Genomic DNA, 19444 nt, shown 5'->3' on the forward strand with positions numbered 1-19444 from the left:
CATGACACTGAACACCCGCCGCGTCGCGACGCACGTCGCACTTGCCTTGCTTGCCGCGTTCGTCGGCCCCTTGGCTCAGGGGCAGACCTTTCCGACTCATCCCCTGAAAATGATCGTTGGCGCATCGCCAGGTGGTGGGTCCGACGGCCTAGCGCGTCCCCTGGCTGCGCAACTCGCGCTCGATCTGAAGCAGCCTGTCGTGGTGGAGAACCGCGCCGGCGCAGGCGGCATCATCGGCTCGAAGGCAACAGCGGCATCCCCTGCCGACGGCTACACGATGGCCTTCATCACCGACGCCCACACGGTGTCGGCGTCCCTGCAGAAAACGCGGCCCTATGACCCGGTCAAGGACTTCACCCCGATCGGCATGGTCGGTTATTCACCATTGATTCTGATGGTCGGCAAAAAAACCAGCATCACCACTTTTGCGCAGTTCCTGGACAAAGCGCGATCAGCGGCGGGCGGCCTGTCCTACGGCAGCAGCGGTGTCGGCGGCAACCTGCATATCGCCACGGCGCAGTTGTCGAGCAAGGCAGGTATTTCCATGCTGCACGTTCCCTTCAAGAGCGGCGGTGACGCGTTGCAGGAACTGCTGGCTGGCCGCATCGACGTCCTGCTTGCCGCACCGACCAATTCGGTGCCTTACCAGAACGACCCGCGCGTTACGCTGGTCGCCGTCACCTCGGCGACACCGCTGAAAGAGATGCCGCGCCTGCCCACGATCCAGTCCACCGGTCTCGACTTTCAGTACGCCACGGCAATCGCCCTGGTCGGCCCCGCAGGCATTCCCGCCCCCATCGTGACGCAGTTGAACGCCGCATTGAACCGCGTGCTGACACAGCCCGAGATGACGAAGGTGCTTGACAGTCAGCTGGTCACCGCGGCGCCTGGATCACCGGATGTCCTCAAGGCCAAGCTGACCAAGGACGTCCAGGACATCAGCCAGGCGCTGGCGGCCGGGCAATTGAAATTGATGGAATAAAAAAAAACGCGCACCTTCTGGTGAAGGCGCGCGCTCAAGTTGCACCGGTGAGTTACCTCGCCGCTGCACACAACGTCAGTCCAGCAGATCGGAATAATCGCCCAGGCTGTAGCCAGTCAGTCTTTGCCAGGGCATGGCCTTGGGCTTGGCGATCACCGACGCCGTCATGACCTGCCGAGCCAAGCCATGTGCGTCTTTCTGTTCGATGCGGCGAGCGTATTGCCCCGCCACGTCCCAGTCGACCAGCGTGGTGCGTTCGCCCTGCACCAGGCGGTAACGTTCGACACCCTTTGCACCGGCACCCAGCTTTTCCATGCGCGTAAGCGCGACCGGGTCCAGCAACCAATAGGCCGCCGGCCAGGAACCGCCGTAGCCCACGTTGGCCTGATGCGCGAGTTCGACATCGATCACGCGCTTCTGCTTGTGCAGGATGGACTTGACCGACACCTTGCCGTCCGGCTGACGCTGGATCAGCAGCGGCGCGCCCTGCGCTTCGTCATGGGCATGACCGGCATGCGGACCATGTGCGGCCTGATGCCCTTCATGTTCGCTGTCGCGCAGCGCCGCCGGCAGCTCGCGTTCGATCCAGACGGTGGCCTTGTCGCGGAACATCAGGTCGGCATGGCGGCTGTCGCGTGTCACGCCATCGGTGCCGATGGACCGGTTCTCGTAGGCCAGGCGCAAGGCGATGGACGGCGTCGTGTCGACCGCCGACGTCACCTGCGCGGTGGCCGCAGCCGGATTTGCCGCGGGTTGCGGCTGGGCGACGGCCAGCGTGGCCGAGCCCACGGTCAGCGCCACCGCAACCGCCATGTGGCTGAGAGCAGGACGCATCACAAACCCGCCGCTTCCCGGACCTTGGAAAACACCTTGGTGTTGTCCATGGTGCCGCGGAAAATCTTGGCACCCGCACCGCCGGCGAACAGCATGACGTCGCCGCCGCCGTGCGTTTCGGAACCGGGCGTGCCCAGGTTGATGCCGACTTCCTGCAGGAAGTTGTCGGTGGTCGTATCCACGTTGGTCAGGTCGTCACGCGTCGCGCCGCGCACCGGTGCGATCCACGGCTTGTTGTTGTCTTCCGCATTGACCAGGCTGCTGGCGCTCGTGTTCGGACGGCCGCCGTTGCCGAACACCAGGGTGGTGTACGGCTTGCCGTCGGAGGCCTTGGCCAGTTGACCCGTCTGGTAATCGACTGCCTTGCCCAGGATCGGCGAGTTGATCTTGGTGTACCCGTTGAATGCGATCGCGTGATCGTGGTCGGCGGTCACCACCACCAGCGTGTTCTTCAGGCCCGGGTCCTTCTTTTCCATGTAGGCCAGTGCAGCATCGATCGCCTTGTCCATGGCCAGCGTGTCTTCCAGCGCGCGCTTGGCGTTGCTGCCGTGCAGCGCGTGGTCGATCCGGCCGCCTTCGACCATCAGGAAAAAGCCGTTGGTATTGCGCGTCAGGACATCGAGCGCTTTTTCCGTCATCAGCGACAGGCTGGGTTGATCCAGTTTCTGGTTCACCCGGTCCAGCTCATAGGCCATTTCGCTTGGCGAGAACAGGCCCAGCAGCTTGGGCACGCGAGCGGCATCTGCCGCGTTGAGCGCGCTCAAACTTGTTGCCGTGTCAGCGTAGGCATAACCCTTGGCTTTCATCGCGGCGACCAGATCGACGTTGTCGATGCGCTTGCTGGCCGGGTAAGTGGACAACGGCAAATAGTTGCGTTGTCCGCCGCCCATCAGCACGTCGACGCCGTCACCCAGGGCCGCGTTGTAGCGCGGATGGCCCGGCACCGATTGCTCGGCGATGGTGTTGTAGGCGTTCCGGTTGCAGACGTGCGCATAGGTGGCGGCGGGCGTGGCATGCCCGACGCGCGTGGTCGACACGGCGCCGACCGCGCGGCCCTTGGCCTTGGCCAGTTCAAGCAGCGTCGTGGCCGCCGTGCCATTGCCGGCGACGCAGGTGGAATCTTCGCCGCTAATGAACTGCGTGCCGTCAGCCTTGTAGGCCAGTGTGTCGGCCGACATCGAGATGACTTCGTTATTCATCTTGACGCCGGTCATGTAGGCCGCCATCGACGGCGCGCTGTCCGTGGTCTGGCCATCGCGCGAGAACGTCTTGACGCGGGCTGCGTTGCCCAGCGTCTGCATCGTCAGCTTGGCGCGTTCGCTGGAGGGCAGCGAGCCAGGCGCGGCGGCCAGCTGCTTTTCGCCCTTGTAGATGCGGGCGGCGGTCACGGTGACCGGGCCCATGCCGTCACCCAGAAAGAAGATGACGTTCTTGGCTTCGCCGGCCGCGTAGGCCGAGCCGGAAAGGCCGGCCAGCGCGAGCACCAGGGCCTGTTTGCGGATCATGGATGTCATGTCGGTTTCCTTGGTTTCTCGCGGCATCAAAGGCCGATGGACTTCTTGATCAGACCGAATACTTCGTTGTTGGTGAGCGAACCGGCAAAGTTGTCGGCGCCCATTCCTTGCGCACCCAGGAAGACGTCGCCGCCGCCGTGGGTTTCGGTTGCGAGCGGCACCACGGCTTCCTGCAGGAAGTCGGCGCTTTCGAGCGCGGTGGCGTCGATCGGGCCCCGCGTGGCGAGCCGTTTCGGACCGTTGCCAAAGCCAAGGATGGTGTACGGGTTCTTGTCGACATCGGTGGTCACCGCGCCATCCACATAGTTCCGCACCAGACCCAGCACGCCCGGCTTGCCGGCTTCGGTCTTGCCGGTGCGCTGCGCGTAGCCGTTCATGTGCAAGGTGTGGTCATGATCGGCCGTCACCACGATCAGCGTGTTTTTCAGGCCCGGATCCAGCGCCGCCATCTTGGTCAGCGTCAGCTTGACCGCATCATCGAAGGCCACGGTGTCCTGCAGCGCGCGACGGGCGTTGGTCGCGTGCAGGGCATGGTCGATACGGCCGCCTTCCACCATCAGGAAGAAGCCCTTCTTCTTGGCTGCCAGCACGTCGATCGCCTTGCTGGTCATCTCGGCCAGGCTGGGTTCCTGCGTGGCCGGGCGGTCCAGGTCATACGCCATGTGGCTGGCGTTGAACAGGCCGGCGATCTTGGTCGTGCCATCGGCTGGCAAGGCGGCCAGTTCCGTCTTGTTGGCCGCATAGCCGTACTTGGCCGTCTTGAGTTCGTTGACCAGATTGCGGCCATCGTTGCGCAGGCCGCCCGTCGTGGTCTTGGGAATGAAGTAGCTGCTGCCGCCCCCCAGAATGACGTCGACGCCGTCGCCCAGCTTGGCGTTGTAGCCCGCGCCACCCGGAACCAGCGCGGCCGCGATCGTGTTCTCGGCGTCGCGATGGCACACATGTGCATACGTGGCAGCCGGGGTCGCATGCGTGATGCGCGCGGTGCTGACCACGCCCGTGCCGTACCCGGCCGTCTTCATGATCTCGAGCAGCGTCTCGACCGGCGTGCCGTTGCCCGTCGTCGGGCACGTGCTGTCGAACAGCGTGTGGTACGGCGCGCCGGCGGCGTTGGTTGCCTTGGTCTCCGGCGACATCGAGATGACTTCGTTGTTCATCTTGACGCCGGTCATGTAGGCGGCCATCGACGGCGCGCTGTCCGTCACCTGGCCATCGGCCGAGTAGGTGTGCACAAACGCCGTCTCGGGCAGCTTGTCCATGGTCAGCTCGCCGTCTTCGCCGACGCTGTAGATGCGGGCCGCGGTCATGGTCGTGATGCCCATGCCGTCGCCCAGGAAGAACACGACGTTCTTGGTCGGCCCTGCCGCGACCGGGGTCGACGGCGTGTCGTTGTCATTGTCGCCGTTGCAGGCGGCCATCAGCAGGGAAGCCCCCGCGACGGCGAGAGGCAGTGCGATGCGTTTCATTGGATATCCTCGGGATCTTGGCCACGACGGCAGAACGCCGACGTGTCGAGCGGTGTGGGAAGCAGATATCTGGAAATCGTAAGGCGGCGGGGTGACAGTGCTGTGACGGTTGGCGCTGGATTTGAGAGGCAGATCAAGGAATCTGCTCAGCCTTATCCATGCGTGGACAACCGATCTACCGGGTCATTTGCATAAGTGCCATCCTTTCCTGAAAGCGTCAGACGCTTGCGCGCTGCTTGTGGACCAGCGCAAGAACGCGACACCTCGAGTTCCTGACACGACGGAGAGAAACACATGGACAAGCTCACTAACGCTGAAATTGATGCCGCCATCGAGCGCGGCAGAATCGTGCGTGCAAGAAGCGAGCCTCGTGCAGCATCAGCGCGCTACGACGCTGATTCAGGCCGGGTCACCGTAGAGCTGGAAAACGGCTGCGTGTTCGGATTTCCCCCTGGCCTGGTGCAGGACCTGGCCAAAGCAACGCCTGATCAGCTCGCCCACATCCAGGTCATTGGCAATGGCTTTGGTCTGTACTGGGAAGCACTCGATGCCGACATCGCGATTCCCAGCCTGTTGGCGGGGATTTTCGGAACCCAGGCGTGGATGGCCCGTCGCGCGGGTCAGACGACATCTCCTGCAAAGGCAGCGGCCGCCCGCAACAACGGCGCGCTGGGGGGACGCCCGCGAAAGTCGGCGATCGTGTGAAGGCGCCTCGAGGCTGCTAGTTCGCGGTCAGCCGTCCTTCAGCCACCAGCCTCGTGGCCAGCGCGCGCTCGGTGTCGAGCAACGTCTTGAGCGCGCCTGCATCCCCTGACTCCGTGAAACTGCCCAGCGCGTTCAGGGACGCGTTCAACTGAGGGTCCGCCAGGGCTTTCCTGAGCGCCTGCGACAGGACGTCGATGACCGCGCCAGGGGTGCCGGCGGGTGCAAGCAGACCGGCGTAGGTGGTTGCGTCGAAGCGTCCGACATTCGATTCGGCCAGGGTAGGCACGCCCGGCAAGGTCGGATCGGCGACGGACCCAAGGATCGCCAGGGGCCGCAGGGCACCCGACTTGATATGCGGCATCGAACTCGTCACCTGGTCGAACACAACGTCGATCTGCCCACCCAGCAGGTTCACCAGTGCCGGGCCCGAGCCCTTGTAGGCAACCGCGCCGAACTGGCAGCCTGCGGCGTTTTCCAATTGCAGCAACGCAAGGTGATTCGGGGTGCCGTTGCCGGCATGCCCGGCATTGATGGCGCCGGGCTTGCCTCGGGCCAGCGCTAGGAGGTCATCGAAACTCTTGAAGCGGGCGTCGTCGCGGCGCGCCACGACAATCATGGATGTCCGGGTGGCGACGCCAACGGGCTGGAAGCTGGCGACGTCGTACGCCGTCTTGAACATCTGTGGCAAGGTCGCGACTTGTGCTGGTGTCGCCACCAGCAGCGTGTGCCCGTCAGGCTCGGCCCGCGCCACGGATGCGGTTCCGATGCCACCGCCCGCCCCGGCGCGGTTTTCCACCACCACGATCTGCCCTAGCAGCTTGGACAAAGGAACGGACAGGCTGCGACCCACAACGTCGATATTGCCGCCTGGAGCGAAGGGCACGACAAGGGTAATCGGTTTGCTGGGAAAACTGCGCGCCCATGCAGGCATCGATTGCAGCGCAGGCATCGCGGCAAGGCTGAGCTTGAGGAAGGTACGACGTGGGGTGTTCATGCGGTGTCTCCGTGCGGTGTGTCGTTGTCGTTATGGTTGTTGGCGTCAACGAGCGGTCATCGTTGCGAACGTCATCGTTGTTGTTGTGATCGTCATCGATCCGGACATCATCGATGCCAGTACAGGGCGGTAGGGTTATCGACCAGCACGCGCTGACGATCCGCCGGGCTTAGCCAATTCAGGACCGCATCGGCAAGTGCGCCGTCGTCCACCATGGGCGCATGCATGGCAGGGTGTGGCCAGTCAGTGCCCCAAACCAGACGGGTGGCGTCCGCGCGCAGCAACGCATCCACCAGCGGCTGCAAATGGGAAAAGTCGCGCCGCTCAAGGGTCAGCCGGTAGGCGGCCGACAATTTGACCCAGGCCCGCCCTTCCCTGACGAGGCTCACCAAGTTGGCAAAACCGGGATCCTGCACCCCGCGATCCACGGGAAAGTGCCCGAAGTGGTCCACGACGATGGGAACGTCGCGCTCCGCAATGTCGATGGCGATGCGCGGGGACCTTGCCACATCGACCAGCAACTGGACGTGCCAGCCGAGGGGCCGCACACGATCGACGACGCGCGTCATCTCTTCAAGGGTGGCACCGCCCTCGTACAGCGCATTGCACCGGGTGCCCCTTGCGCCAAGCTGATCCCATCGTGCGATATTGCTGTCGGGCGTATCGCCATAAACCACGGCCACGCCGCGCATCCAGGCGCCATGCGCTGCCAGCGCAGCTTCAAACAAGGCATGATCGCGGCCGTACACGCTGGGCTGGATCAACACTGCGCGATCGATACCCAAGGTCGACTTCAGGTGGACATACGACGCCATTGGTGCGGGCGTCGGGGTGTAGCTGCGTGGGTCGGCGTAGGAGTAGGCATCCTCGAAGACATGAAAGTGGCAATCGCATGCCCCCACCGGCAGGCGCTGCCGGGGTGGCGATGGACGCGGCAGATGCGGCAGGTAGGACGTGACGGCACCGGCTTCCAGACTGCTGACAAATTCGGGCAGCATGATCAGTTCCGGTACGACGCGTCGCGCCGATCCAGCAGACGCAGCATGGCCGGCCACTCCATTTCGCCGAAGGGCCTGCGCACTTGCGGTTGATACAGGTGCCAGGTCTTTTCCAGGACATGTTCAGGTGGCAATTGAATGTCCTGTCCACTCTTCATGACATCGACCTGGACCTTGCAAGCCATCTCCAGCCAGTACAGGGTGTTGAATGCCTGTGCGATGCTGGGCCCGGCAGTGAGCAAGCCGTGATTGCGCAGGATCATCGCGTTGTGCGACCCCAGATCGCGCACCAGCCGTTCGCGCTCGTCCAGTTCCAGCGCGACGCTTTCGTAGTCGTGATAGGCGATTCGATAAAAGCGCATGGACGTCTGCGACAGCGGCAGCAGCCCGCACTTCATGGCCGACACCGCCATGCCTGCGCGGGTGTGCGTGTGGATCACACAGTGCACGTCGGGCCGGTGCGCATGGACGGCGCTATGGATCACATAACCCGCCGCGTTGATGCCGTACTGCGGATCGGCATTGCGCACGATCTGGCCGTCGAGGTCGATCGTCAACAGGCTGGACGCGGTGATCTCCTCGTACATCAGCCCATAGGGATTGATCAACAACAGGTCCGTACCCGGAATTCGCGCGGTGATGTGGTTGTAGATCAGATCGCTCATGCCGAAGTGTGCTACCAGCCGATAGCAGGCGGCCAAGTCGACGCGTGTCTGCCATTCTTCCTGGCTGAAGCCAGGTGGCCTCATGGCGATCGCGTGACACCCATCTACAGCGGCGGGTAATGCGTTCATCATCGTCTCCTTTCATGTATGCCAACGGCGGAATGAAAGAAGTGTGAAGGCCTTGCTGCGTGGCATCCAGTTCATGTTTATCATCTTCGACATGAACGATGTTCATACCTGGACGGGAGCCTTACGTGAATCTGCGCAGCATTGATCTCAACTTGTTGGTGGTTTTTGAAGCGTTGATCGAAGAGCGCGGGGTGACGCGGGCGGCGGCCCGCCTGGGTATCACCCAATCGGCCGTCAGCCATGCCCTGAAACGCTTGCGCATCGCGCTGAATGACGACCTGCTGGTGCGGGTCGCGGGTGCCATGGAGCCGACGCCGCAGGCCGTCAAACTGGCGGCCGCGTTCAAGGGTGCGCTGACCCAGATTGAAGACGTACTGACGGTCCAACGGGACTTCAATCCCGCGACGGCGCGCCGCACCTTTCACTTGAGCGTGTCGGACTACGTGGGCGGGCAATTGCTGCCTCGGCTGTGCACACACCTGCGTCACCACGCGCCTGACATCGGGCTGGCCGTCGAGCCGCTGGATGGGGTCCGGACATCAGATCTCGTTGCGTATGAAGGACTGGAGGTTCGGCTGTCGGTAGGTAAAGGATCGCCCATCCCGTCGGCATCCTTGCGCTTGCTAGATGACCGCTTTGTCGTGTTAATGCGCCGCGATCATCCGGCCGCCTCACGCCCGTTCACCCTTGACGCCTATCTGGCCCAACCGCAAGTGAAGGTGACTGGCGTTGGCAGCAACATCGTGGACGACACATTGGCAACGGACGGCCGGATGCGCCGAGTCATGGTGCGGGTGCCGAGCTGGCAAGGCATGGTGGAAGTGATCGAGCAGACGGATCTGGTGGGTGCGATCCCTGCGCATTGGATGCCCGCGGTTCTTGCATCGGGCAAGTGTGTCATCCGGCCGATGCCGCTAGGCGACCTGACGCTGGCGATCGATGCGGTCTGGCATCCTCGCAACAATGACGACGCGGGTCACCAGTGGTTCAGGAAGACGGTTCACCAGATGTTCGAACCGGCGGTGGCGCGCAACTGATCAAACCACCCAAATGAAAAAACCCGCTGGTTCTTGACGAACCAGCGGGTTTTCAACATCTTGGCGGAGGCGGTGGGATTCGAACCCACGATGCAGTTTTAGCCGCATACTCCCTTAGCAGGGGAGCCCCTTCGGCCACTCGGGCACGCCTCCGAAACAACGACGCAGAGTATATCACGTCGTTCAGGGGGTTCGCAGCAGAAACGCCTGCAAATTCCCCTGATGTGCACGCCTGGAAGATCAGGCCTGCGTCTGGTCCAGACCGAACGCCTTGTGCAGCGCGCGTACGGCCAGTTCCATGTACTTGTCGTCCATGATCACCGAGGTCTTGATCTCGCTCGTGCTGATCATCTGGATGTTGATGCCCTCTTCCGACAGGGTCTTGAACATCAGGCTGGCGACGCCGACGTGCGAGCGCATGCCAATGCCGACGATCGAAACCTTCGCGACCTTGGGGTCGGCGACGACTTCGCGGGCGCCGACTTGCGTGACCACGTCGCGGTTCAGGACGTCGATGGTTTTCTGGAACTCGTTGCGATGCACGGTGAACGAGAAGTCGGTGGTGCCGGCGACCGACTGGTTCTGCACGATCACGTCGACGTCGATGTTGGCGGCGGCGATCGGACCCAGGATGGAGTACGCGATCCCTGGCTTGTCGGGCACGGCCAGGACCGTGACCTTGGCTTCGTCGCGGCTGAACGCGATGCCCGAAACAACAGCGGATTCCATCTTTTCGTCTTCCTCAAAGGTAATCAGGGTGCCCGACTGCATTTCTTCGTCGAGCGGCATCAAAGGGTCGGTCAGGGACGACAGCACGCGGGTAGGCACGCGGTACTTGCCGGCAAATTCAACGGACCGGATCTGCAGGATCTTGGAGCCGAGGGATGCCATTTCGAGCATTTCCTCGAAGGACACCACGCGCAGGCGGCGTGCTTCGGGCACGACGCGGGGGTCGGTGGTGTAGACGCCATCGACATCGGTGTAGATCAGGCACTCGCTGGCCTTGAGCGCGGCTGCCACGGCGACCGCCGAGGTGTCCGATCCGCCGCGGCCCAGCGTGGTGATGTTGTTGTCATCGTCGATGCCCTGGAAGCCTGCCACGATCACCACACGGCCCTGGTCCAGGTCGCCGCGGATGCGCGTGTCGTCGATCGACGCGATGCGGGCCTTGGTGTACGAGGCGTCGGTGCGCACGGGAACCTGCCAGCCGGTGTAGCTGCGAGCATCCAGGCCGAGCGATTTCAGCGCCATGGCCAGCAGGCCCACGCTGACCTGCTCGCCGGTCGAGGCGATCATGTCGAGCTCGCGCGGATCGGGCTGTTCCTGGATCTCTTTGGCCAGGCCGATGAGGCGATTGGTTTCCCCGGACATGGCCGAAGGAACGACCACGATCTGGTGGCCGGCGGCGTGCCATTTGGCGACGCGGCGTGCAACATTCTTGATGCGCTCGACTGAGCCCATCGACGTGCCGCCATATTTATGAACGATCAGTGCCATTTTCTCGTGTGCGGATCATTAAGGGGCAGGCTAACCATAAATGGTAGCCCAGCCAGCCCGACTTCGCAAAAGCCCTAGGAAACCACCGTTGCGCCCGGACGATCGGCGACCCAGTTCAGACGGATGCCCGGCTCGGCCTGCGGGACACGGGCATCGATGCCCAGGCCTGCCGCGTAGACCAGGATGTCGCCCCGATACACGAGCGGCAGGCGTTCGCGCTCCCAGCTGGGAATGCCGCGTTCCTGGTACAGGTTCTTCAGGCTGCGGCTTGGCGTGGAGGGTCCGACCTTGAGCCGTTCGCGGCCACGCCGCCATCCCAGGCTGAGGGGGCCGCCGCGCAGCCATTGCGGATCGATTCCCTGGGCAGCTGACAAAAACTGCAGAGTGCCGCCGTGGCTTTCCACGCGAATGTCCGCTTCGCCTGCCCATACGATGCCGGCCGCGTCGGCGGACGCCGTGCCGTCGTCGGTCGAGCGGTCTCCTGCACGGTCGATCACCAGCCAGTCGCGAAACCGGCGCACGTGGACGGCTTCGTGCTGCAATACGATCTGGCGGTCGCGGGCCGCGCGTTGCAGTTGCCGCTGCAGTTCCAGCAGACGCGCTTCGGACGGCATGGTCAGCCCGTGTTCGGCCAGCCAGAGCCGCAGCACCAGGGTCTGCCGGGCCTCGCTCAGCTCGAGCAGCGCCGAGACCCGCACGCAGTGGTCGTACGGGGGCACGTGTTCCTGAACGGTTTCCAGGTCGGCCAGCGCCACCTCGCGCAGCACCTGCGCCGACTCCGTGGCCAGCCGCGCAAAGCGTTCCAGCGTGCTGCGGTAGCCGGGCCAGGTGCGCTCGATGGCGGGCAGCACTTCTCCACGCAACGCGCCGCGGGCGTAGCGGGCATCGAGGTTGGACGGATCGGTGACGGGCACGTAGTCGGGCGCCAGGGCGGGGCCGTATTCACGCAGGTATTCCACGATGCGGCTGCGCGGCACCATCAGCCAGGGTCGCAGGTAGTCGATGCCGTCAAGCCGGCTTTCCGCCGCCATGCCGCCGACGCCGTCGAGCCCGGCGCCCCGCAGCAGGCGCAGCATGACGGTTTCGACTTGGTCGTCCTGGTGGTGCCCGAGCAGAATGTGGCGCACACCGGCCGCGCGGGCCATGTCGCCCAACGCGGCGTAGCGCGCGACGCGGGCCGCGGCTTCGATGCCCCTGCCATCAGAGGCGTCGACGGTCACCCGGGTCTGTTTGAAGGGCAGGCCCAGGCGACCGGCCAGACAGGATGCGACATGGGCCCAGTCGTCGGCTTGCGGATGCAGGCCGTGATGGACATGGAAGACATGCAAGGCCCATCCGCGATCACGCGCCGCGGACGCCGCCAGCATTGCCAGGGCCGATGAGTCAGGCCCGCCGCTGACGGCAACCGCCAGACGATCGAGGTCCGGCGGCACCGCGTCGAGCGCCTCGTTCAGCGCCGAGACCAGCGCGTTCAAAAGGGAGGATGCACCACCGCCCTGCCCCGGTTCAGGGCTGGACGGTCTCCTTGAATCGGCCATAGGACATCACACGTTCGAACCGGGTGCGGACCAGATCGGCCGGCTTGACCCCCTGGCACTGGCGCAGGCTGTCGACCAGGCCGCGGCGCAGCAACTGCGCCATCTGCTTGGGATCGCGGTGCGCGCCGCCCACGGGCTCGCTGATGATCTTGTCGATGAGGCCCAGGGCCTTGATCCGGTGCGCGGTGATGCCGAGCACTTCGGCGGCGTCGGGCGCCTTTTCCTGGCTGCGCCACAGGATCGATGCGCAGCCTTCGGGGGAGATCACCGAGTAGGTCGAGTACTGCAGCATCAGGACGACGTCGGCCACGGCGATCGCCAGCGCGCCGCCCGAGCCGCCTTCGCCGATGATGGTGCTGATGATCGGCACTTTCAGTTCCGACATCGCATAGATGTTGTGGCCGATGGCTTCGGACTGGCCGCGCGCTTCGGCATCGATGCCGGGATAGGCGCCCGGCGTGTCGACGAAGGTGAACACCGGCATGTTGAATTTTTCGGCCAGGCGCATCAGGCGCAGGGCCTTGCGATAGCCTTCGGGCTTGGGCATGCCGAAGTTGCGCATCGCGCGCTCTTTCGTGTCGCGGCCCTTCTGGTGGCCAATGATCATGCAGGGCGCGCCATTGAAGCGGGCCATGCCGCCCACAATGGACTTGTCGTCGCCGAACTGACGGTCACCGTGCAGCTCGTGGAAGTCGGTGAACAGCTCGCGGACGTAATCCAGCGTGTACGGACGCTGCGGATGGCGCGCGACGAGCGCAGTCTGCCAGGGCGTCAGCTTGGAATAGATTTCCTTGGCCAGCGTCTGGCTCTTGGTCTGGAGCCTGCTGATCTCTTCGGAAATGTCGACGGCGGAATCGGCCTGCACGAAGCGCAGTTCCTCGATCTTGCCTTCGAGTTCGGCGAGCGGTTGCTCGAATTCTAGAAATGCGTTGCGCATCAGTACTCCACGGGTACGGGATCCAGGCTACGCCAGAGATACCAGGTTGCTACGGTGCACCACGGTTTCCAGGCTTGCGCAACTTCCCGCGCCTCGAAGCGTGACACCGGTTCGCCGCTGAAATAATGCAGCGAAATAGCTCTCAGCAGGCCGGGGTCGTCCAAAGGCAGGACATCCGGCCGCCGCAGATTAAAAATCAGGAACATCTCGGCTGTCCAGCGTCCGATACCCCGGATCGCCGTCAGCTCGGTGATGACAGCTTCGTCGTCCATCTCCGCCCACTGCTGGGGATGGACGCGCCGCTGATGGAAATGGGTCGCAAGGTCGAGCACGTATTCGGACTTGCGCTGGGACAGGCCCGCCTCGCGCAGCCCGTCCAGGCCGGCGCGCACGACGGCCGACGGCGTGACGCGCCGGTGGCAGGCGGTCACGCATTTTTCCCAGGCGACTTCGGCCGACTTGGCCGAGATCTGCTGGGCGACGATGGCGCGCGCCAGCGTCACGAAGGGCTCGTCGCGCGTCAGCAGGTGGACTTCGGGGTGTTGCGGGATGACTTTGCGCAGGATGCGGTCGCGCTTCATCAGGTGCGCGACGGCCGCGTCCCAATAGTCGGGCTTGCCGGGGTCGTCGGCAGGCCCGTCGTCCGCCGGCCGGTCGTCCATCACTCCACCGTCCAGCACCGGGCCGGACTCGTCTATCACGTGCGACTTCATAGGGAACTCGGTTCTCTGTTCTCGACCGACGGACATCAGGCGCGGCGCCACACGGTGACACCACCCGGCTTGTCTTCCAGGACGATGCCCTCGGCCAGCAGCTCGGCACGCAAGCGATCGGCCTCGGCAAAATTCTTGTCTTTTTTCGCCTGGGCGCGCGCCTCGATGCGTGCTTCGATGGCCGCCGCGCCGGTATCGGCGTCGGCGCCCCCCACCTTGCCCTGCAGGAATTCGCGCGGCGACTGACCCAACAGGCCCAGCATGCCGCCCAGTGCTTTCAGCTGTCCGGCGGCACGAGCCGAGCCGGACTTGTTGGCGTCGGCCGACAGCTCGAACAGGGCAGCGACGGCTTCGGGCGTATTGAAGTCGTCGTCCATGGCCGCCTTGAAGGCCTGGCCGGTGGGGTGATCCCAATCGACGCCGGCATCATCGGGGGCGACGTTGGCGAGCGTAGTGTACAGCCGCGTCAGGGCCGATCGCGCGTCGGCCAGGTTGTCGCCCGCGTAGTTCTGCGGGCTGCGGTAGTGGCTCCGCACGATGAAGTACCGGATGACTTCGGCGTCGTAGTGTTCCAGCGTGTCGCGGATGGTAAAGAAGTTGCCCAGCGATTTGGACATCTTCTCGGCATCGACCATCAATGGGCCGCAATGCATCCAGGTATTTGCGAACGTGCCGCCATAGGCGCCTTCGCTCTGGGCGATTTCGTTTTCGTGGTGCGGAAATTTCAGGTCAGGCCCGCCGCCGTGGATGTCCAGCGGCATGCCGAGCAGTTCCATGCTCATGGCCGAGCATTCGATATGCCAGCCCGGGCGGCCCACGCCATACGGGGATTCCCACTTGGACTCGGGCGGCTCGGCGGGCTTGGCGGCTTTCCACAACACGAAGTCGAGCGGATCGCGCTTGGCGGTGTCGACCTTGACCCGTTCGCCGGCACGCAGGTCGTCGAGTGACTTGCCCGACAGCTTGCCGTAGCCGGGAAACTGGCGAACCGCGTAATTCACGTCGCCGTCGCTGGACCGGTAGGCCAGGCCCTTGTCTTCGAGCAGGCGCACGATGTCGAGCATCTTGCCCACGTGCTTGGTCGCGCGGGGCTCGTGGTCGGGCGGCTGGACGCCCAGGGCCTTTTCGTCTTCATGCATCGCGTCGATGAAGAACTCGGTGACCTGGGTTATCGTTTTGCCGGACTCGACCGCGCGGCGGATGATCTTGTCGTCGATGTCGGTGATGTTGCGGACGTAGTTGACCTGGTAGCCGCTGGCACGCAGCCAGCGCTGCACGATGTCGAAGCTGACCAGCATGCGCGCGTGGCCCAGATGGCAGTAGTCATACACCGTCATCCCGCACACGTACATGCTTACGCACCCGGCCTGGCGAGGCTGGAACGGTTGTTTGGCACGGGCAAGCGTATTGTAGATTTGGAGCATGTGTGGGCGGTGCGCTAGGCTGAAAAACGGGAAGCCCCGGCGCATTGAAACCTCGGCCGGGGCTAGAATTGCAGCAAATTATATCAATCGAGCGCGCCTGTCCCGTTCCGACCGCGCGTTCACTCTTGGGCAGAACCACTTTTGGCACCGACAGACCTCGTTAGTCCCGCCGCGCCGACCCGTCCCACGCCGGGTGTCGGCACCCCGCTTTCCGGCATCCTGGCCGCCGCCGTGCTGGCGCTTTCCTGCCTGGGCGGCCCGTCCGCCGTGGCGCAGACCCGCGCCGCCACGCCGCCCCCGACCGTGCCGTCCGATGCCGACGTCTCGCCCTGGCTGACCAATCTGCTGGAGTCGCTCAAGCCGCGCGTCGATACCCGCCTGCCCGAGTCGTCGCGCGCCGCCACGGTCCGGCTGGAAGGCCTGCTGGCGTCCGGCAAGGCGGCCGAAGCCCTGCCCGAGATCGATGCCCGCCTGGCCAAGAGCAAGGCCGGCGAAAGCCAGGGGGAAGACGTGCAGATGCTGTTCCTGAAAGGCCGCGCGCTCAATATCCTTGGCCGTCCGCAGGAAGCCAAGGCGGTCTACACCGACATGACGCAGCGCTTTCCGGAACTGCCCGAGCCCTGGAACAACCTGGCGGCCCTGGAAGTGGCCGATGGCCGGCTGGAGCAGGCCAAGATGGCGCTGGACGCTGCCCTGCGCAACGACCCGAACTACCCCGTCGCGCACGAGAACATGGGCGACTTGTTTATGATGATGGCCGCGCGGTCGTACAACGACGCGCTGCGCCTCGCGCCCCAGAACGCCGGGGCGCGCAACAAGGAAGCCGGCATCAAGTCGTTGCTCGAGGCAAGGACGCCGGCGCCGCAACCCCGGAACCGTTAATGAAGACCTTCCTTACTGCTGCAGCGGTGACTCTGGCCGCCCTGGCCGCCCCTACCGGCGCCGCCCTGGCCGGCCCGCAGGTCGCGCTGACCACCAGCGCCGGCGTGGTCGTGATCGAACTGGATGACCAGAAGGCCCCCGCGACCACCGCGAACTTTCTCCATTACGTGAATGCCGGGCACTACAACGGCACGATCTTTCACCGCGTGATCCCGAATTTCATGGTCCAGGGCGGCGGTTTCACGGCCGACATGGGCGAGAAGAAAACGCGCGAACCGATACGTAACGAAGCCTCAAATGGCTTGAAAAATGATAAGTACACGGTGAGCATGGCTCGGACATCCGATCCGCAGTCCGCGACCGCGCAGTTTTTCATCAACACTGCCGACAATGCGTTTCTGAACTACCGCGCCGCGACAGCCAGTGGCTACGGGTATGCGGTATTCGGCAAGGTGGTCCAGGGTAAGGAGGTGGTCGACAAGATCAGCGCGACCCCGACCACCACCCGGGGTCCGTATTCCGACAACCCGGTTCAACCCATCACGATCCAAAAAGCAGAGGTCCTGAAATAATGAGCACACGCGTCAATCTCACCACGAATCACGGCGTCATCGTCATCGAACTGAATGCCGACAAGGCTCCCAAGACGGTCGAGAACTTCCTGTCGTACGTCAAGGACGGTCATTACGACAACACGGTGTTCCACCGCGTGATCCCCGGCTTCATGATCCAGGGCGGCGGCTTTGAACCGGGCATGGCGCAAAAGCCGACCAAGGCCACGATCGACAATGAGGCCAACAACGGCCTGAAGAACAACGCCTACACCGTGGCAATGGCGCGCACCAACGCCCCGCACTCGGCCAGCTCGCAGTTCTTCATCAACGTCGCCAACAATGACTTCCTGAACTTCAGCGCCCCCACGCCACAAGGCTGGGGCTACGCGGTCTTCGGTGAAGTGGTCGAAGGCAAGGAAGTGGTCGACAAGATCAAGGGCGTCAAGACCGGCAGCAAGGGCGGCCACCAGGACGTGCCGTCCGAGGACGTGATCATCACGAAGGCCGAAGTCGCTGCGTAATCAACGCGGCTGAGTCGTTCCATCGAGGCGCACTGGCGCCTCGATGCGTTTCAAAGCAAGGATAGTCAGTGCCCGGCACACCCTCCGATACCCTTACCCCCTCTTCTTCCCTTCCCGTCCTGGACCTTCCAGGCACCGTCTGGCTGGCGTCCGACCTGCATCTGTGCGAAGAGATGCCCGCAACGCGCGAAGCCTTCCTGGCCTTCCTGGACGTGGCTGCGACCGACGCCGACAGCTTGCTGCTGGTGGGCGACGTGTTCGATGCGTGGGTCGGCGACGACATGATCGATGCCGCGCCCTCCTGGCTCGCCGAAGTCGTTGACGCCCTGCGCAGCGCCGCCGCCCGCATCCCGGTGTACCTGGGCCCCGGCAATCGCGATTTTCTGATGGGCGAGCACCTGGCGCAGGCCACCGGCACCCATCGCCTCATGGAACCGTCGGTGGTGCACAGCGCCGCCGGACGTTTTTTGCTGTGCCACGGCGACGGCCTGTGCACCGACGACATCGGCTATCAGCAGTTTCGCGCGATGGTGCGCAACCCGGCGTGGCAGGCTCAGTTCCTGTCGCGCCCCCTGCTCGAACGGCAGGCGATTGCGCGCGACCTGCGCGCCAAGAGCGTGGCCGAAAAAAGCCGCAAGGCGGCAGACATCATGGACGTAAACGCCGATGCCGTGGCGCAGGCACTGCGCGATGCCGGCGTGACGCGGCTGGTGCATGGCCACACCCACCGGCCCGAGCGGCACGTATTCATGCTCGATGAGCACCGCGCCGAGCGCTGGGTGCTGCCCGACTGGGATCTGGACGATGCCGAGGCGCCGCGCGGTGGCTGGCTGGTCGCGGACCGGGACGGGTTTGCGTACAACGACATCGGGCTGGAAGACTGACCCACGGGTAACCGATTCGGCGCCCGTGACAGGCGTCGCGGCCGCGTCGAACAAACTGTTTCCGTTGCTGCATCAACAAGTCGGGCACTGCAACCTGACTGTCATGCGGGATTCCTATGATCGCTGCACTTGGCCCACCCGCGCCGCGGGATGCCTTCATGCACCTGGAATCCCGTTCATGGCACACCGTAGAGACTTCTTTCGCGTTTCCCTCGCCACCACCGCCGCCGTCGGCCTGTCGCACGTGCTGTCCGCCTGCGGCGGCGATGGCATGTCGGAGGCGAACGCGGCCACCGCACCCAATCCCCTGACCGCCAAGCTCAAGCGCCTGACCAGCGACAGCGTGTGGACCCTGACGCGCGAGACCAAGCTGAACTTCATGGCCTACCACCCTCAGGGCCTGTGCCGCGTGGGCGATGCCTTCTATCTGTCCACGGTGGAAATCACCTCCCTGCCGACCCGGCTGGACCCGCCGACCGAATTTGACCGCACCACCGGCGCCGGCAGGGGCCACGTGCTCAAGTTCGACCTGAACGGCAATCAGCAGGGCGACCTGATCGTGGGCGAAGGCACCATCTACCACCCGGGCGGCATGGACTTTGACGGCACCAACCTGTGGGTGCCGGCCGCCGAATACCGGCCGAACAGCCAGTCCATCCTGTACAAGGTCGACCCCACCACGCTCAAGGCCACCAAGCTGTTCACGTACCGCGACCACATCGGTGGCCTGTCGCGCAACACCGAGCGCAATACGCTGCACGCCGTGAGCTGGGGATCGCGCCGTTTCTACCGCTTTGCCTTGGACACCGCACAGGCGGCCAGCCCGGACGCCGCCGTGGCGCCAGCCGACCTGCGCAAGCTGAACCACGCCTTCTACATCGACTACCAGGACAACCAGTACCTGGGCGGTGACGAGATGCTGTACACGGGTCTGACGAGTTTTGCGGCGACCCCGAACAGCAACGCCTTTGCGCTCGGCGGCTTCGAGATCGTGAACCTGGAAACCGGCCTGCCGACCCATCAGGTGCCGATCAAGCTGTACGCCCCCAGCCGCCGCCCGATGACGACGAACGCGACCTGGTTCGAAGCGACGGCGACGGGGATCCGCGCGTACTTCGTGCCGGACGACGACACCGCGTCGATGTACGTGTACGACGTGGCGGTGTAAGG

General features: G+C 64.3%; 19 protein-coding genes and 1 tRNA gene. 8 read left to right on the top strand and 12 right to left on the bottom strand.

All coding sequences use genetic code 11. The annotated features are described in order from the left end of the window. Window position 1: 1 nt before the first annotated feature. Entirely contained in the window at window positions 2–982 is a 981-nt protein-coding gene (locus tag IE116_RS07175; RefSeq protein WP_189611056.1) for a Bug family tripartite tricarboxylate transporter substrate binding protein, read from the top strand. A 75-nt stretch (window positions 983–1057) separates the two neighbouring features. On the opposite strand, the gene IE116_RS07180 is transcribed toward IE116_RS07175, so the two are convergent. The 3 genes from IE116_RS07180 to IE116_RS07190 are packed head-to-tail and all read right to left on the bottom strand — an operon-like array spanning window position 1058 to window position 4796. Next, window positions 1058–1816: a hypothetical protein gene (locus IE116_RS07180; protein WP_189611058.1), complete on the bottom strand. Its 759-nt coding sequence runs from the start codon at window positions 1814–1816 to the stop codon at window positions 1058–1060. Beyond that, a complete protein-coding gene (locus IE116_RS07185; protein WP_189611060.1) occupies window positions 1816–3330 on the bottom strand; it encodes an alkaline phosphatase in 1515 nt (504 codons plus the stop codon). Before IE116_RS07185 ends, IE116_RS07180 begins: the two co-directional genes overlap by 1 nt. Window positions 3331–3356: 26 nt before the next feature. Beyond that, window positions 3357–4796, bottom strand: a complete 1440-nt coding sequence (locus tag IE116_RS07190; RefSeq protein ID WP_189611062.1) for an alkaline phosphatase — start codon at window positions 4794–4796, stop codon at window positions 3357–3359. 294 nt (window positions 4797–5090) lie between these two features. On the opposite strand from IE116_RS07190, the gene IE116_RS07195 reads away from it, so the two are divergent. After that, window positions 5091–5501: a DUF2442 domain-containing protein gene (locus IE116_RS07195; protein ID WP_189611064.1), complete on the top strand. Its 411-nt coding sequence runs from the start codon at window positions 5091–5093 to the stop codon at window positions 5499–5501. A 16-nt stretch (window positions 5502–5517) separates the two neighbouring features. Here IE116_RS07195 and IE116_RS07200 read toward each other — a convergent pair whose 3' ends face one another. From IE116_RS07200 to IE116_RS07210, 3 genes are all read right to left on the bottom strand, one after another. Continuing rightward, window positions 5518–6495 (bottom strand): Bug family tripartite tricarboxylate transporter substrate binding protein, encoded by a 978-nt coding sequence (locus IE116_RS07200; protein ID WP_189611066.1) that lies wholly within the window; start codon window positions 6493–6495, stop codon window positions 5518–5520. 107 nt (window positions 6496–6602) lie between these two features. Further along, complete coding sequence (locus IE116_RS07205; RefSeq protein WP_189611069.1) at window positions 6603–7493, bottom strand: amidohydrolase family protein; 891 nt, start codon at window positions 7491–7493, stop codon at window positions 6603–6605. Between the two features lie 2 nt (window positions 7494–7495). Beyond that, complete coding sequence (locus IE116_RS07210; protein WP_189611071.1) at window positions 7496–8242, bottom strand: class II aldolase/adducin family protein; 747 nt, start codon at window positions 8240–8242, stop codon at window positions 7496–7498. Between the two features lie 170 nt (window positions 8243–8412). Between IE116_RS07210 and IE116_RS07215 the strand changes: the two genes are divergently transcribed. Next, window positions 8413–9324: a LysR family transcriptional regulator gene (locus tag IE116_RS07215; RefSeq protein ID WP_229828037.1), complete on the top strand. Its 912-nt coding sequence runs from the start codon at window positions 8413–8415 to the stop codon at window positions 9322–9324. Window positions 9325–9385: 61 nt separating this feature from the next. Here IE116_RS07215 and IE116_RS07220 read toward each other — a convergent pair. The 6 genes from IE116_RS07220 to cysS all read right to left on the bottom strand — a co-directional run bounded on the left by IE116_RS07220 (window position 9386) and on the right by cysS (window position 15433). After that, window positions 9386–9477 (bottom strand) — tRNA-Ser (locus IE116_RS07220). An 87-nt stretch (window positions 9478–9564) separates the two neighbouring features. Next, the gene (locus tag IE116_RS07225; RefSeq protein WP_189611075.1) at window positions 9565–10821 is read right to left on the bottom strand and encodes an aspartate kinase; all 1257 of its coding nucleotides are present in this window, start codon (window positions 10819–10821) and stop codon (window positions 9565–9567) included. 74 nt (window positions 10822–10895) lie between these two features. After that, complete coding sequence (gene tilS / locus IE116_RS07230) at window positions 10896–12296, bottom strand: tRNA lysidine(34) synthetase TilS (RefSeq protein ID WP_189611077.1); 1401 nt, start codon at window positions 12294–12296, stop codon at window positions 10896–10898. A 31-nt stretch (window positions 12297–12327) separates the two neighbouring features. Then, window positions 12328–13296 (bottom strand): acetyl-CoA carboxylase carboxyltransferase subunit alpha, encoded by a 969-nt coding sequence (locus IE116_RS07235; protein ID WP_179586655.1) that lies wholly within the window; start codon window positions 13294–13296, stop codon window positions 12328–12330. After that, window positions 13296–13958: a DNA-3-methyladenine glycosylase family protein gene (locus IE116_RS07240; RefSeq protein WP_189614493.1), complete on the bottom strand. Its 663-nt coding sequence runs from the start codon at window positions 13956–13958 to the stop codon at window positions 13296–13298. The genes IE116_RS07235 and IE116_RS07240 overlap by 1 nt, the downstream gene beginning before the upstream one ends. 86 nt (window positions 13959–14044) lie before the next feature. Next, complete coding sequence (gene cysS / locus IE116_RS07245) at window positions 14045–15433, bottom strand: cysteine--tRNA ligase (protein WP_189611079.1); 1389 nt, start codon at window positions 15431–15433, stop codon at window positions 14045–14047. Between the two features lie 141 nt (window positions 15434–15574). Between cysS and IE116_RS07250 the strand changes: the two genes are divergently transcribed. The 5 genes from IE116_RS07250 to IE116_RS07270 all read left to right on the top strand — a co-directional run bounded on the left by IE116_RS07250 (window position 15575) and on the right by IE116_RS07270 (window position 19442). After that, window positions 15575–16315 (top strand): tetratricopeptide repeat protein, encoded by a 741-nt coding sequence (locus IE116_RS07250; RefSeq protein WP_189611081.1) that lies wholly within the window; start codon window positions 15575–15577, stop codon window positions 16313–16315. Next, on the top strand, window positions 16315–16887 hold the full coding sequence (locus IE116_RS07255; RefSeq protein WP_189611084.1) for a peptidylprolyl isomerase: 573 nt from the start codon (window positions 16315–16317) through the stop codon (window positions 16885–16887). Before IE116_RS07250 ends, IE116_RS07255 begins: the two co-directional genes overlap by 1 nt. Next, on the top strand, window positions 16887–17390 hold the full coding sequence (locus IE116_RS07260; protein WP_189611085.1) for a peptidylprolyl isomerase: 504 nt from the start codon (window positions 16887–16889) through the stop codon (window positions 17388–17390). Before IE116_RS07255 ends, IE116_RS07260 begins: the two co-directional genes overlap by 1 nt. 119 nt (window positions 17391–17509) lie before the next feature. Continuing rightward, window positions 17510–18274, top strand: a complete 765-nt coding sequence (locus IE116_RS07265) for a UDP-2,3-diacylglucosamine diphosphatase (protein WP_373303038.1) — start codon at window positions 17510–17512, stop codon at window positions 18272–18274. A 178-nt stretch (window positions 18275–18452) separates the two neighbouring features. Further along, a complete protein-coding gene (locus IE116_RS07270) occupies window positions 18453–19442 on the top strand; it encodes a DUF6454 family protein (protein ID WP_189611087.1) in 990 nt (329 codons plus the stop codon). The last annotated feature ends 2 nt before the right edge of the window (window positions 19443–19444 follow it).

Origin of the sequence: Pigmentiphaga litoralis (genome assembly GCF_014651835.1) — a bacterium.
Taxonomy (GTDB): domain Bacteria; phylum Pseudomonadota; class Gammaproteobacteria; order Burkholderiales; family Burkholderiaceae_B; genus Pigmentiphaga; species Pigmentiphaga litoralis.

Excerpts from the sequence above, each read along its gene's own strand:
- IE116_RS07255 (WP_189611084.1), top strand. The coding sequence starts at position 16,315 with ATGAAGACCTTCCTTACTGCTGCAGCGGTGACTCTGGCCGCCCTGGCC.
- IE116_RS07180 (WP_189611058.1), bottom strand. The coding sequence starts at position 1,816 with ATGCGTCCTGCTCTCAGCCACATGGCGGTTGCGGTGGCGCTGACCGTG.
- IE116_RS07240 (WP_189614493.1), bottom strand. The coding sequence starts at position 13,958 with ATGGACGACCGGCCGGCGGACGACGGGCCTGCCGACGACCCCGGCAAG.
- IE116_RS07195 (WP_189611064.1), top strand. The coding sequence starts at position 5,091 with ATGGACAAGCTCACTAACGCTGAAATTGATGCCGCCATCGAGCGCGGC.
- IE116_RS07185 (WP_189611060.1), bottom strand. The coding sequence starts at position 3,330 with ATGACATCCATGATCCGCAAACAGGCCCTGGTGCTCGCGCTGGCCGGC.
- IE116_RS07225 (WP_189611075.1), bottom strand. The coding sequence starts at position 10,821 with ATGGCACTGATCGTTCATAAATATGGCGGCACGTCGATGGGCTCAGTC.
- IE116_RS07210 (WP_189611071.1), bottom strand. The coding sequence starts at position 8,242 with ATGAGGCCACCTGGCTTCAGCCAGGAAGAATGGCAGACACGCGTCGAC.
- IE116_RS07205 (WP_189611069.1), bottom strand. The coding sequence starts at position 7,493 with ATGCTGCCCGAATTTGTCAGCAGTCTGGAAGCCGGTGCCGTCACGTCC.
- cysS (WP_189611079.1), bottom strand. The coding sequence starts at position 15,433 with ATGCTCCAAATCTACAATACGCTTGCCCGTGCCAAACAACCGTTCCAG.
- IE116_RS07200 (WP_189611066.1), bottom strand. The coding sequence starts at position 6,495 with ATGAACACCCCACGTCGTACCTTCCTCAAGCTCAGCCTTGCCGCGATG.
- IE116_RS07260 (WP_189611085.1), top strand. The coding sequence starts at position 16,887 with ATGAGCACACGCGTCAATCTCACCACGAATCACGGCGTCATCGTCATC.
- IE116_RS07235 (WP_179586655.1), bottom strand. The coding sequence starts at position 13,296 with ATGCGCAACGCATTTCTAGAATTCGAGCAACCGCTCGCCGAACTCGAA.
- IE116_RS07190 (WP_189611062.1), bottom strand. The coding sequence starts at position 4,796 with ATGAAACGCATCGCACTGCCTCTCGCCGTCGCGGGGGCTTCCCTGCTG.
- IE116_RS07270 (WP_189611087.1), top strand. The coding sequence starts at position 18,453 with ATGGCACACCGTAGAGACTTCTTTCGCGTTTCCCTCGCCACCACCGCC.
- IE116_RS07175 (WP_189611056.1), top strand. The coding sequence starts at position 2 with ATGACACTGAACACCCGCCGCGTCGCGACGCACGTCGCACTTGCCTTG.